Annotated in this window: 11 protein-coding genes; 6 read left to right on the top strand and 5 right to left on the bottom strand. The window is 33.4% G+C overall.

Translation table 11 applies throughout. From position 1 onward, the window contains the following. Nucleotides 1–5: 5 nt before the first annotated feature. The 3 genes from AC1DKZ_RS16960 to AC1DKZ_RS16950 form a co-directional block, all read right to left on the bottom strand. Nucleotides 6–1,499, bottom strand: a complete 1,494-nt coding sequence (locus AC1DKZ_RS16960) for a hypothetical protein (protein WP_476996696.1) — start codon at nt 1,497–1,499, stop codon at nt 6–8. Between the two features lie 19 nt (nt 1,500–1,518). Next, complete coding sequence (locus AC1DKZ_RS16955) at nt 1,519–2,472, bottom strand: hypothetical protein (protein ID WP_215586267.1); 954 nt, start codon at nt 2,470–2,472, stop codon at nt 1,519–1,521. A 706-nt stretch (nt 2,473–3,178) separates the two neighbouring features. Then, nucleotides 3,179–4,321, bottom strand: a complete 1,143-nt coding sequence (locus AC1DKZ_RS16950) for a hypothetical protein (protein ID WP_476996695.1) — start codon at nt 4,319–4,321, stop codon at nt 3,179–3,181. 1,005 nt (nt 4,322–5,326) lie between these two features. Between AC1DKZ_RS16950 and AC1DKZ_RS16945 the strand changes: the two genes are divergently transcribed. Beyond that, complete coding sequence (locus AC1DKZ_RS16945) at nt 5,327–5,635, top strand: hypothetical protein (protein WP_476996694.1); 309 nt, start codon at nt 5,327–5,329, stop codon at nt 5,633–5,635. A gap of 60 nt (nt 5,636–5,695) precedes the next feature. Here the strand turns inward: AC1DKZ_RS16945 and AC1DKZ_RS16940 are convergent, their stop codons facing one another. Continuing rightward, nucleotides 5,696–5,917 (bottom strand): hypothetical protein, encoded by a 222-nt coding sequence (locus AC1DKZ_RS16940; RefSeq protein ID WP_476996693.1) that lies wholly within the window; start codon nt 5,915–5,917, stop codon nt 5,696–5,698. Nucleotides 5,918–6,100: 183 nt separating this feature from the next. After that, nucleotides 6,101–6,706 carry a MerR family transcriptional regulator gene (locus AC1DKZ_RS16935; protein WP_476996692.1) on the bottom strand — a complete coding sequence of 202 codons (606 nt, stop codon included), beginning with the start codon at nt 6,704–6,706 and terminating at the stop codon, nt 6,101–6,103. A gap of 611 nt (nt 6,707–7,317) precedes the next feature. Here AC1DKZ_RS16935 and AC1DKZ_RS16930 point away from each other — a divergent pair. From AC1DKZ_RS16930 to AC1DKZ_RS16910, 5 genes are all read left to right on the top strand, one after another. Beyond that, nucleotides 7,318–7,653 (top strand): hypothetical protein, encoded by a 336-nt coding sequence (locus AC1DKZ_RS16930; protein ID WP_043314595.1) that lies wholly within the window; start codon nt 7,318–7,320, stop codon nt 7,651–7,653. Between the two features lie 19 nt (nt 7,654–7,672). Then, entirely contained in the window at nt 7,673–8,980 is a 1,308-nt protein-coding gene (repX, locus tag AC1DKZ_RS16925; protein WP_258127068.1) for a plasmid replication protein RepX, read from the top strand. A gap of 436 nt (nt 8,981–9,416) precedes the next feature. After that, entirely contained in the window at nt 9,417–10,703 is a 1,287-nt protein-coding gene (locus AC1DKZ_RS16920; protein ID WP_476996691.1) for a replication-relaxation family protein, read from the top strand. Between the two features lie 189 nt (nt 10,704–10,892). After that, complete coding sequence (locus AC1DKZ_RS16915) at nt 10,893–11,285, top strand: hypothetical protein (RefSeq protein WP_002166827.1); 393 nt, start codon at nt 10,893–10,895, stop codon at nt 11,283–11,285. Between the two features lie 17 nt (nt 11,286–11,302). Further along, complete coding sequence (locus tag AC1DKZ_RS16910; RefSeq protein WP_476996690.1) at nt 11,303–14,806, top strand: DNA translocase FtsK; 3,504 nt, start codon at nt 11,303–11,305, stop codon at nt 14,804–14,806. The last annotated feature ends 68 nt before the right edge of the window (nt 14,807–14,874 follow it).

Genomic DNA, 14,874 nt, shown 5'->3' with positions numbered 1-14,874 from the left:
CCTTCTTAATTTTCGGTCTTTCGGAAACGAAATCCACTTAATATAGAGCTTTTCTTCTGGTTCAGCAATTCGTTTGGTAGTAATAACTCTGCTATCTTCTTCATTATTCCTTCTAACTCTCTATAATAGTTACGACTTGATAGTAACGTACTACTATTCAACTGTGCTTCAAATACATCCTCAATCCCATAATGTGGTATAGCTGCTAATAACTTATGCCCTAAACATTCTTCCACTACCTCGTGTTTCAACAATGAAGATGAAAATCTATTCCCAATTACTTTTGTTTTCTCTAATGCTAAGTAGGAAACTAACTTTCTTTCTTTTTGCGTAAGAGGATGTGCTATCTTTAGCATTTGATGAAGATCCGGCTCCGCTACAAAGAATATGTAATCCGCCATCTCACATATCTCTTGGTATAAAGCTTTGTCCCAGTCATTACCTGCATCGACAATAGAAATAGGTGCTTCTTGGTTCCCCAATAAGACCTTAATAAAATGGTCAAAGTCCTGCTCTGTTTCATTTTTTAATTCTTGGTCTACAATCGGATTCTTTACGATAAAGTTTATCTTTCCTTGCTTCCACTTTGGAATAGATAATATATCGGATTCCTTCTGTAGCATCTCTTTATATCGTTGTAACATGAACTCGCTGCGATAATTTTCTGGTGCTTCTGTGTAGCCCTTTAATAGTGGATACGTATATCCCTCATCGTATAGATTCTCTATATAGTTCACATCAATCTGTAGTTCATTCAAATAGGCAGCTAGGAGATGTGAAACAAAAGTGGCTCCACTTCTCCTATTCATACTTGCCACAACAATTGTTTTCCTTGGAATTGCTATACCAATCTGCTTCTCATATACAGGTTCAAACGATAATTTATATTGCTTTTTAATTATTGGTGCTATTACCGTTTCCTCTTGTACAGACTTACGTTTTTGTTTGTTTTTAAATATTTTTGACTTAGAGGAAGGTTCATCATTGCTTCCTTCCTCTAAGTCACTTGGCACTTCCTCTTCTTCCTCAGCAGGAATGTCCGGTAATTTCGTTTGTTGCGGTGCCTGACTTTCTCCAACAATCTCGGCTACATTCTTAATATCCGACTCCTGTAGCAACTGCGGGATGACTTTATTATCAATATCAATTCTACGAGAGTTGAAAATGTCATAGATACCTAGATAAATCAGTTTCGCCAAAAACTCATCATCATTCTCACGTTCTGTAAAAACTACAATACGAATATCTCGATTAAAACGTATATCCCTTAACTTCTGTAAGATAATCAATTCACGTTTATCTTCCTGTCCCGCATCAATATTTAATCGCTTATCATTAATACATAGAATATTGGGTTGTTCCGTATCTAGAATTTCATCTAGATATTTTATGTGCATCACATCACTATCAGCCACTTCAAATCCCGCGCCAACAAAATCTTCTCGTAAATATGCCGTATATACAGTATCACTGATGGCTAATACAATTTTTTTGACCATGGTAGACCTCCTTCAACTTTTAGCGTTGGATTAAAATCATGTTTTCAATTGGAATTTGCGCCTGTTGGTGAATCTTCCCAAAAATCTCATTCAAAATATACTCCACTTCAACTTGTTCCAATGGTCGTGGTGCCTCAAAATCAGAATTAAGTTTTATTCGTATTTCCAGTCGATCTTGAATTTCATTTAATGGTGTATCGAGATAAAGAATTCTGTAGTATAAAACACCATCTTCAATGCTTTTTTGAATCATATCTCTTGTTTGATGAATAAATGTTACCTCTGCAAGCTCAACGAAAGGATTGTCTATCGTTACTCCGCTATTCCAAGTTAGATTCCAAATCTCACAATGTTCTTCCGCATGCACAACAACTCCATTTACTGAAGGCGTAATTGCAAAAAGGCGATCTACAGGAACTTTAGTTAAAGTAGTGGTATCCCCATTCACTAGTTCCAATCCTTTTTCCAACCGTTCGTGTTCAAACGCACATTCAGCGCCAGCAAATGCAATTTCGCAAAATACTTGTTCTAGTAATGGACGAATCCCCTCAAATGTTCGTATTGCAAATACACTAAATTCCTGTGTTTCATCTGTTCGAATGATTTCATATAATTCAAACTCAGATGCATTAACTAAAGCAAAAGGAATATCTTTAATAAGATTCGAATCAGTATATAGCTCCTCTGGAATGTGGGTTTCAGGATGATGTACAAACTCAAGGCATAGTTGATATCCTTTTAAAAATGCATTCTTGGCTGCGGCTGGGAATAGAGTTTCAAAGCGCTTTACATTGTTCTTAAATTTCTTTTCTTCAACTTCGTTATTAAACTCCCTTTCTTGTAGGATATTAGCTTTGTTACCTAACAATAAAAAGTAATGATTAATGATACGACTAATACTTTCTTCAAACGTTGAATTATCCTCACAATACTTTGCAAATCTCTCTTTACTCATGCTTACAATTTCATTCATAGTTCTGATTTCTCCCTTTCAAATGTTATTAATACATAAAAAAAGACACACCGAAGGCAGGTTATGTGCCTTCGGTGTGTCCGTTTAGCTAAAGAATGAATCTATTAATTTGTATATTTCTCTTAGTGAATTGTTGTTCATGTATAAGAATACATCTCTGAATTTTAAAAGTCAACAGTTTCAAAAAATCCTAATGCTAATATATTCACTTATATTTTTCTTATTTTTTATGTATCTAATCTAAAGAAAACAATATTTCAAATAAAAATATATTCAAGTATTTTATATAAATAATACAAGAATCATATATAACTAAACTCAATTATTAAATATAAAGAGAAAATACAAGTACTTATGAATCCTTATATACCATACGTTCTTTTATATTAAACCAAATTACATATCGTACTATCCCCATTACATACAAGTAATGAATCATAAAAAACACAAATTAAGAAGCTAAATATCATATTACTAAGAATTCACAGGTTTTAATATATAGTATTAAGATAACCACAAGTATTGAATCGAATTATAAACAAAATGAATCGTATCCAAAAGCAGCATAAACTGTTTATATATTTACGTAAAAGCGCCGGTAAAGACATTTCCTTAACAAAAAAACATGTCCTCAAATTAAAGAACATGCCAAATAACCCTTGCTTTTATGTGATTTTTTAACAAGGGCTGCTGCTTACTATATTTTTTAAGATTTTATGAAGTCTGGATAGGCACCATTTTGATTATAATAATTCATCATTACATCGTGTCTTTCTTCTACAGACAAGCTTTTTTCCGTAAAATCAGTCCAGGATTCTCTGAATTGTACTCGCATAAATGCAGGAATAGAGAATATTTCTTGCTCTTTCGTATAATTTTCAACCTGATCTAATGCATAAGTCATTGCGGTAATCAGTAATTCGTTTTGTTTTTCCTTTGTTGGCATGTATGCAGCAATGTCCACAATTTCCTGTTTAAATGCAATCATCATATTTTCACGATCTTTCTTTCGTAATGATTGTCCCATATATTTCAAACGAGATACTGCTTCCTTTCTGCATTTCGCTACTGGCCTATGTAAATCTTTTTTATCATTCTCAATTACACAGTTTGAAGAAAACACCACATTGAACTTTTCAATGATGACTTGTTTCACCTGTGCTCTAACACGCGCTATGCGAGAGTCGCTAGACTTCTTTTCCTTAGAATCAATTGCTGTAAATTGCACAATTGGTTTTAAAATTTCTATGTATTGTCGTACCTTCTTTGCATTACGATTCAATTTGTCCTTTAAAAAAGCCATTCTTCTTGTAATCTCGAACTCCTGAATCTGGTGCTTATAATGCTCCATACCAATTTTTCTCGAAAAAGTGTTTATTAATTCTAATAGGAACATAATTCCTCTGTTATCACGAGCCTTTACAAGAATACTAAGTATAGTTGTTTGAATAAGATGAAATGGAATTCGGAAATATGATAGTGATATATCTGTAGTTTTTGTAGTTTCTGCAGCAGTATGGTTATACAAGGCATAATCTACAACCTCATATACAGTACGATTTCCAACAGGTGTCTCTTTTACGAGCCTACGCTCCAAGCAAACTTGAAACCCCGTATAAATTGTTGTGTAGGGAATCCCACTTTTCTTAGCAAGATCCATGATTTGAAATTCACGTGGTAGCATACCAATATCATTACATTCAAAGTGAAGCAAGATATAAGTAGCTAAAGCTGAAGATGGTAATTCTTTTCGTTCATTTTCTAGTTTCACGATGTTCAATAATCCATCGAAAAACTTAACCCCATGAACCTTAAAGTTCTGTTGGGAAAAAGCCATTTGCGTATTCATAATGTTGCTAACTCCTTTCAAAATAGCACAAAAAAGGCACTGTCATACCACGTATACAAAAATACTACTCTTAAAAAAAGCAATACATGTATAACCACGGTAAACAATGCCTAAAAATACGCAAGAAATCCCCTTTTTAAGTTGCACAAATACATAAGATACAGTAAAATTATCTTATAATTTCATGCAAATAAAAAAGGTTTAGAAGCTTTGTTTACCGCGCTCTAGAAAAAGATTTAGGGTTTCAGTGATTCGCGGTGAACCACAATGAGATAGTTGACGCTATTTCATTGGGCTGATGAACCTTTTTTTGCTTTATTATATTTTGTTTTTATATTATATAAACATATTATTATTAATAAATCTACATCTAGAAAAATATAAAATTATTAAAGTAACTACATCATATATAGTTTTTTTCATGGTTGCAAGCTGATTTTCAAAAGTAACCACCTGGTGAACTTAACACGAATGAAAATCTGCACATTAAACATCTACATGATCGTCTCTCAATCAAGAACCAACTAAATATGGTTTGAAATACAATTATATTCACGACACGCACCTAATCAATTGCCACTCAATCAACACACCACCTTGTTCTAGACCCTATTTCACCTCTAATTAGCAAAAGTCACCCACCCAATCATCGGTCACTTAACAATAATACACTTAGCTTCCTTGATAGATTGAGTGGTGATTGAGTGGATGGTTTTATTATATTAAATATAGTTTCAGCCAGTCACTTAATCGCCAGTCACTTATATAATTTTGTTTGTGTTTTTTTAAAGTGAATGACCAGTGATTGAGTGATTGAGAATCAATCATAGATTTTTAAGTTACAAAATTAACTCTCGAATAAACAGCAAAGTATGCAGTTGTAGTAATAAACAGGTTTATTAAACTATTGTTCTGAGAATTAACGTATATTGATTGGCAGAACAATAGTTTAATAGTATTTAATTTGTATAATAAACCTATGGTTATTATAAAGGGGATGTTTATATGAGAAGAATTGATTTGATACCAAAACCGTTTTTTGAAACTATAGGGGAACATGGCACAACTTATTTTGTATATGGATATAGAACCGCTAAACCAAAGTTACATTTAGGAGAATTTAGTTCATTAAAAGAAGCTAGACAATTCATCTACAAATATGCTTATGAAAATCCACAATGGCTCAATGTAGACGGAGATATTAATGAATATAACAAAAAACCTTCTAGATCTGAAAGTAAGAATAAATGGTATAAAGGAGTAGTTAAAAAAGAATATATGAAGTATGTCAATTTCAAAGATTGGCAGAAATAAAAGAATTCGTTACTTTTTTATTTTGCAAAGAAAAAGGAACCCATAAGGATTCCTTTTTCATCACGTTGTTCTATAGTCTTTGTTTCTAAGTTTCTTTCTAATATCCATAAATGCTAGAATCATTATGATCGTGCATAATAATTTGAGCCAACGAAACTCCTGGTCGAACATTATACCAGAGAAGAATTCATAAGCATATAACAAGCCGATAGCGAGAAATAGCCAAGTCATGAATTTTAAGTCTTTAAGGTGATATTTATAATTGTTAATCTTTTTCCACATATGTATCAACTCCTGTAAATATATTTTAATTCTATATATTATAATTTTACATAACAATATTCAGAATTAACATAATAACTTTAAATTAATCATGTTATTTATTAATGAATTTAGTCTCAGTAAAGATACTAAGTGTCCTAAGGATTTAGAAAATAAAAGAGACTATCAAAATGATAGTCTCTTTTATTTTTTTCCGAAAAGCTTAGAGAAAAATCCGCCTTTTTGTTCAGTATTTTCTTGTCTCTGAGCATTTGTACTTTTTTGTTCTTGAATTAATCGTATAGTGCTCATTAGTTTTTCGTCACGTTCCTCTAGACGTTTATTAATTCTATCGAAATTGTCCTGACTTTGTTTGGCTACAGCAGCGAAGAATTCCATATTTTGCTTTGTTAATTCGGCGGTCACTTTAGCTGTAACTTCCTCAGTGATTTTTCCTGTCAAAGCCTCAATCAAGTCTGTATTTACCTGTTGTGCTTTAACTAGCGATGTTTCTTTTTGCTCATCGTCGCCATCAACATATTCAGCATCAACATTACGAATAACAGCGGGATCCATATCTAAAAGCCCTACAATCTCATGCTTTTTCTTAGACTCTGAATAATAATGTTTAATTTTCTTTACTGTATCAATACTATCTTCGTGAACATATTTTAGTTGTCGTTCTTTTTTTATGTTCAAGTACTCATCAAAATCATTCAACCATCTACGAAGAGTACTTTCAGGAATATCAAGCATGGTTGCTACTTCTGATACTCGATAATAGCCATCGCTTAACTGCTCATCACTCATTTGCTCACCACCTAACTATATGATGCTTGTCCTATATACATTATATAAAAATTCTATAGAAACTAAAAGGACACCTTTATAGATTACTTAAAATATCATGAGTTTTTATACCTGATCACTCAACCAATCATTGCTCAATCTTTGGGTTATGTATCAAAAATACCTATGTTGTTGAGCGGCGATTAATTGGATGAGCGTGATTAATACTTCAATATGTACAAAATCAGCTCAGCATATCGTAAATAAATCTCCTCATATAACAATGAATTTTTGAATATTTGCAGTTACATCCGATGGTTATAAGTTACATATAGCGGAATACATTACCGTAGAGAATTCGGAAGTATAATCCGTATATACTCCGGTGTATAATGCGGTTTATATTACGGAATATATTTCGGGAGTATTGTAACCCTTGATTTTAAAAGGTTCTTGATTAAATATCAGAGATATATTATAGTTAATACATACGATACTTCGGAAGTATATTCCTAAGTATCTACGGCGTTTATTGCGGTAATAAATTCCGTAATATTAATTTTACTTTTTTGTATCTATACATAATTTTAATATTTATTAAAGGTGGTGTGGAATTAGTGTCAAATATATCAATGAGTAGCCAAGAAATTATAGATACTCTGTGTGATACCTTAAATGATGGCATCTGGGCCTTAAGAGTTTTAGATTTGGAAGGAACTATGCACAAAGAAGGCTTGTGGGAATTTGTAAATAAATTTCATAAAGAATACCAAATTGAACATGAGGGGAATTATGAGGGGAAGAAAATACTTCCTTCAAGATATTCACTCGACATAATGACAGCAAGATTAGAGGGTGCTGGTTTAATAACTTTTAGGCAACTAGGTAGAGTTCGTATTTATCAGGTCAGCAAACTAGGTAATGTAGTCATTAAAGAATTAGAAAAACGCGCTAAAAATAATAACTAAATAAAGGGAGGATATACATATGGCAGGCAATTTTTCAGAAATCGAAAGCCAAGGAAATATTAGCTTAAAATTTGGATTCTTAGGACTAGGTATGGGAGGATGCGCAATCGCAGCGGAGTGTGCAAATAAAGAAACACAGATTAAAAACAATAAATACCCATATCGTGCGATTCTTGTTAATACAAATAGCCAAGATTTTAATAAAATTGAGATTAAAAATACAGGAAATGTCCGTAAAATTCAGTTAGAAGGATATGAACAAGGTGCGGCTCGTAATCCACAAGTTGGTGAGGAAGCATTTGTAAAGCATGGAACAATGATTTTCGAAGCAGTTAAACAGGAATTTGAAGATCGTGACTTCATTTGGATTACTTGTGGTCTTGGTGGTGGAACAGGAACTGGAGCACTTTTAAAGGCAATCGAAATGCTATATGAACATGATTACAATTTTGGGTTGTTACTAACTTTACCTCGAGATGCTGAGGCTTTAAAAGTATTAGAAAATGCAGCTTCACGTATTCGTAGCATTGCTATGAACCAAGACGCTTTCGGTTCAATTGTATTAATAGATAATGCTAAACTATATAGAAAATTTGAAGAAGAAAACCCAAGTGCATTAGCGAACGAATATACTAGCTATAGTAATAAATATATTGCTGATGCATTACATGAGATTAACTTAGTTACTTCATCATTTACACCGTTTTCAGATACACATTTTGATGCAAGTGAATTTGCTCAGGTAATTAATACACCAGGCGTTTTATCTTTAGCAAAACTAGAGCTAAAATCAAATCAATTAGACACTGAAAACCCACTAGGTTACTTGACTCAACTAGGGAATGCACTAGAAAAAGGAGTTTTATACGATACAGAAAGAGAAGAGCTAGAAAGTGCCAAAAAAAGTGCACTATCTATCGTTACATCACCGCTACGAGCTAGTCGATTATATAACTTCTCATTCCTTAACCAGATGGAAAACTTCTTAAAAGAAAGAACTCCATACGTAGATGAACGTCCTATAGCTCCATATGTAAATAAACATACAGCGAAAAAAGAAGAGGATATAGTTAAATTCTATTCAGTTGTTGCAGGGCTACCATTACCAAAACGTGTGAGTGATATTATTGATGAGATTACTAGAATTAAAGAAGAGCGTGAACAAGCTAATTCTAAGAAATCAAATGCTGTTTTAAATAAACTTTTTGCATTTGATGATTCAGTACAAGAAGAAAAACCTAAAAAGAAAAAATTGAATTTTGGTGCTGAACCTGAAGTAGAAGTAGCCGACGATTCACAACCAGCAAAAAAGAAATTATCATTCTAAACAAAAGACCGACAAATTAAATTTTGTCGGTCTTTTTCTATTTCAATCGTTAATGACATTAATTCTACCCCGCCAAAAATTCGTTATAATTCTTGAATAATTGGAACCTTTAAATCTTTTTGTCTACCATCCTTTATTCTGTTTGGGCGTCCTAACAATTTTTTATCTTTACTTTACCCTTCAAAAAAATGTTAGAGTCAAACCTGTACTCTGTCCTAACAATTTTAAAAGAGTGATAAAGCTATATAAATCAATATTTATAGCGGATTTTTAGAAGCAAATTTGACCCAAACTTCAGCGTACGAGTTTTAGTATCTATATTAGCTCAAATTTAGTTTGAATTTTTCATAATTTACAACCTAATTCTGCTGTAATAAGATATATAGAAATGATAGTTATTACACGAGAAGAAATTTAAATTATGGAGTTGTATAATATGAACAGTAAAACGTATAAATATAAAAGCAAAGGCGTGCAAAAATTTTTCCATCTAAAGGAGGCTGACATATTTGTATTCACAGTTTTATATCACAAAAGGTATCTTACTACACGACAAATTACTCAACTCTATAGCGCGTTTGAAGGTCGAGATTTTTCCGAAGCTAGTGTGTTTACAAAACTTAATCGTTATTCACAATACGGTGCTATTTTAACGAAAAAAATTGAGAAGCGAGATGATAGTATAACTAAACGTGCTACATTCTCTTTAAAAGAAAGAATGATTGAATACCTTCAGGAAATCGGGAAGATTCCTGAAGGATCTTCAAAACGTAGATACTCTCATTCAAATTCATTACATACACTCTGCTCACGAGAAGTTTTAGTACGTACGCTTTTAGAAGTGACGAAAAAGACCTATAATAACGAGACATTATATGAGTTAGATATTCGGTCTTATCATCAAAAGCTTAAAAAAATTGAAATTGAAGATGCAGGCCTGGCAATGGTTCCTGATGAACACATTTCATATCAAGATAAAAGTATCTATATTGAAATGGATATGTGTAAAGAAACCAATTCTACCTTAGTTGAAAAAGTAGGGAAGTATGTAGAATATGCTCAAAAAACGAAGGACAATGTTTCAGTTGTTTTTGTCATGTACGACAAATCAATGTTCCTTGCAGAAGAAGCAGAGCCACCATACGTACGGATGAAGAATCTATTATTTTCTATGAGGGAGTATCACGAATTTTTAATGACAATACCTAATCTAAATATGTACGTCTGCTCACTTAAAGATGCTGGAGACGTTATTTCAGATATCATTCTTGGAAAAGATGACAACCAAAATTTTGAACAAGATATTCTTGTGCCTTTATCTCAACGTATAGTAGGAGATGCTGAGTGGCGTTATGCATTTGTTGAGAACGTACAAACATTTAAGGAACCAATAGATGGCGGTCTACGTCGAACTTATAGGAGAGACAAAGACGTTATACAAGATTTCTTCTTTATTTTTGGGAACGAAAATGATTACCGGATGATCTCTAGATTAGATGACGTCGTGTTTTCAAGAAGAAAAGGGGATGACGGTGTTCCACTTGTAGTTATCTATCCTAAACGTGAAAAACCCAGAGATATTCTTCTGATGGACACTTATGAAAATGTACGACTGCTATCAATCCAAAATGAAAGTATCCATATAGACATGGATGAACAGATCATGGTACGTACTGCAAATAACGTTCATCCGAAAAGACGTAAACTTGTTGAGTTATATTAATCTATTATTTTTTATATAACACTATATAATTTTATTGATTTTCATTATTCAAAGTGGTAGAATAGCGTTTGAACATATAATTAAAACTACAATCAAATCAGAACATATGAATTAAGGCAAGCGACACACGCTGTTTTTACAGTGGGTGTCGCTTGCCTTTTTTTATTTGGAGAAAGGTGGAAAATGAAAATGAATTTGCAATTTACAACTGCATCAACAGCCAATGGGGGAGTGCTTTCTGTGAGAGAGGCATTAGCAAATCCAGAACTAGTACTTGAACATATTACAGAAGAAGGTGCGGAGTTCAGCGTTTCACTACAAGATATTCAAATACCTGGTAAGCCTAATTATTATTGGTACGACGTATTGATTGAAACTGCAGCTGCTAAGAAAATAGAAGTGAATATTGCTGTACTTTCTCAAGAAGAATATGACAAGCTTTGTGAAAAAGCTAGTATCGACCTATATTTAAAACAGACTGAAGATACAGCGAAGTTCTTTCTAGAAAAATCAAAAGAGCGATTTAATCCAGAGTTACAAGATCGTTTTACATTCCGCCATAAAGCTCAGCTGTTTCTGTAAGGAATAGGTGAGCCTTTATGGATACGTTTAAGCAAAGGTTACCTTTATTTACAACTATTACACTAATTAGCGCATTTATTATTTCTTTTGGAGTCGGTTTAATAAACTATATAAAGTTACTATACTATGCATTTGAACCACCGTCTTATCCTATAGAAATTACATATGTACCACTTATCTTAATGTTCTTCTCTTTATTTCTAGGAGAATTTAGTTTTCGTTTCTACAGCCGTATTCCAGCTTTACATGTGAAAAATGGGAAACTTTTCATTCTAATTGCTTCACACATCGCAGTTGATATCCAATTCTTATGGTTTGCAACTGCTCCTATCCACGCAAAAGTTATCCCTTATCTCACGGATAAAGCAACGCATGTTAATTTTGGTGAATATGAGGCAGTAGGACATGTATTAACGGGGAATTTCCACACATTAACCATGATATTTGTGTTTTTACCGACTGTATTTATGATTTTGTTTACCCTTTGGTATAGCGGGCATATTGTTCGTTACCGAGAAGAAATTTTAAAATGGGTACAAAAATATGAATACAAAAACCACAAGTTACAAAAATGGTTTAATAGTCAAGAACAACAAATATATCCTGATGTAGAAATTGGTCCTCATATTGAGCATAAAGAAATGGTTCGTATTAAAGGGAAAGATCGAACACTAAACGGAATCATTATTGGTCCGATTGGCTCTGGTAAAACATCTAGTTTAATTATTCCAATGATTAATCAAGATTTACACTGGATGGTACGTTTCATTAATAAGTTCGAAAATGCTTATAAAAAAAATGATTATGATACGGAAGAAGTAAAAGGGACCTTTTTAAATGGCGTTACTGTAATTGAACCTAGTAATGATTTATGTCAGAAAGTATACAAATTAGTTCAAGCACACAAAATTCCTGAAAGCTCTGTTTACTATATTGATCCAACTAATCCAGATACAAAAAACATAAACATTCTGCGTGGGCCAGTTGATAAGGTAGCAGAAGTGTTCGCGATGGTTATTCAAGGTTTATCTGAATCAAACAATGCATTCTTTGAGCAAGCACAACGTAACCATCTTAAACAGCATATCTATTTATTAAAAATGCATAACCCACAAAAAGATGTAACCTTCGACGACTTGATCGAAATGTATGATGATGTAGAACGTGTCCATCGTATGCATAAACTGTTAAAAGTACAGGTGGAAAAGTTATATGATTTTGTTCAAGGTGGAGCTGCTTCGCGGGACCAGAACAACGAATATAAAATTATAAAAGGGATAGATGAGTGGTTTGATAATACCATTCGAGAAAAAACAGATTCTCAAGGTGAACCAGCGGTTTATAAAAAAGGAAAATACCGCGGACACCCCATGCATTATGATAGAGAAGAAGAATATGTAAAAGGATTACGTAACATCTTAAAAGACCTTGCTTCAAACGTACTCATACGACGTGTTTTATTTGGGAAATCCGATTTTGATTTCGATGTCCACCTAGAACAAGGTGGTATTTTACTAGTGAATACGGCAAAAGGGGAATTAGCCGACCTTTCTAACGTATTGGGAAAATTTATCTTACTTAGTATGCAGAATGCTGTATTCCGCAGAGAACCAAACGTTTCACCATACCACCATATAATTGTCGATGAATTCCCAGATTACGTTGTACGCCCATTTAAAGAATTCCCTGCACAATCTCGTAAATATAAAGTAATCCTGACAATTGCAAGTCAAACTCTATCTCAATTAGCTCTAGATTTCACAGAGCAGTACATGTTTACCTTGCTGGGTTCATTCCGTAACAAAATGATATTTGGGGATGTAACACCATATGATGCAAAGATTTTCTCTGACATGTTTGGCGAAAAAGAGGAATTTAAAGAATCTCAATCCGAACAAGGTATTTCTCCTATGCAAGAGAATCCCGTTAGTCGTTTAGGATCAACCTATCAAAAAACAAAAGAAGTGGTTATGTCGCCAGGGGATATTATGGCACAAGGTGCATTTATTTGCGCTGCTCGTATCGTACAAGATAATCATGTGCAGCCCGTACAACAAATCACAAGTAACTTTGTACCTAAAGAAGAGTTTGCTAGAGCGATTATTCAAGTAGACGAAAGACTAGGGCAATATTGGGAAAATGAGCGTCTCCTTCTAATCAAGGATTCTATTAATAAAGCAAATCCAATGAAGCACGTAGATGCAAAGAATATGGAGAAAATAGAACCACTACCACCTATACAGAATGATACGATGGAGCAGAACAATTCCCTAGAAACAGACAGTGAGCAACAACACATTGTATCATTAAATGATTATAAGGATCATAAATCTGAACATGAAACAAAATTAGTCGAAGATATAGCTGTATCAAATACATCCATTGCTAGTGAACAACAGACAAACCACAATGAGGAAGAGGAAGCTGAAAATGAAGCTGCTCTATATGAAGAGATTAAAAACTTCGTAATTGAAGCACAGCAAGTCTCGCCATCCCTTCTGCAAAGAAAATTTAGGATTGGCTATATGAAGACAACACGATTAATTGAAAAGTTAGAACAAAATCTAGTTGTAAGTTCCTATACAGGAAAAGAACCTCGTAAAGTTCTAATTTCAAAAGATAGTCGTGTTCCATTACCGATTGAGAAGTCTGATATAAACTCTCCCGTATTATTCGAAACAAATACCGGTGAGAGTATTCAGCAAGAATCAGCCATGCCAAGCGAAGACAAGGAAGCCGCGCAAGAGGAGACAAGCTTCTTTAAAGATGTCCTGTATGATGATGTGGTAGCTTTTGTGAAGGAATCCAGGACTGCCTCCATATCTGCACTGCAAGATAAATTTAATATAGGTTATACACGTGCAGCACGCGTACTAGATGCTTTACAACGTAATGGAGTCTTGCAGGATATAGAGACAGAACAAAAGTTGGAATTTGTGACACCTGCAATACAAGATACAGTAACAGAAGAAACAATAGAGGAAGTAATTAAAATGAATTCTGCCGATATAGAAGATTATCATGAAATACATATGGATGTAGCAGAGCTTAACAAGGATTTATCCATTTCTATATTGGAACAAGATTGGAACTCAGATGCTTCAATTGAGATGGAGCTTTCAGTTAGAACCGAACCATTCCAAGAAGATTCACAAGAAGAAGTAACTACAATTGCAATAGAGAAGGAATCAGAAATAAATATAGAGGAAGATCCAACACCAGTAATAGAAACAGCAGTCCTTACTGAAGAAAATAAACTTGAAGCAGATGTAGCAAAAGTTTATGAATCAATTAGTACTACTGTCTATAAAAACTTAGAAAAAAATAGGCTAGGGAATCCTAAAAATAATGAAGAGCAACGAGAGTATAGCCCTATGACCTATAAAGAACGTCAAGAACTTCTAAAAACTCAACAGAAAAATAAGTATAGTGATACGCAGCCACTGCCATATAGAAATGAACAACCTAAGAAGAAGACATCTAACGTGATGAGCAAGGATTTAAACGATATATTTGATTAATATTTCCTTTCAATTAGAACGATACTTTGAAATTAATTAGAGATTTGCCAGAAAACATTTGAAGTTGA

This window comes from Bacillus sp. 05T21, from assembly GCF_056396785.1.
This window is presented reverse-complemented; position numbering and strand designations above follow the sequence as displayed.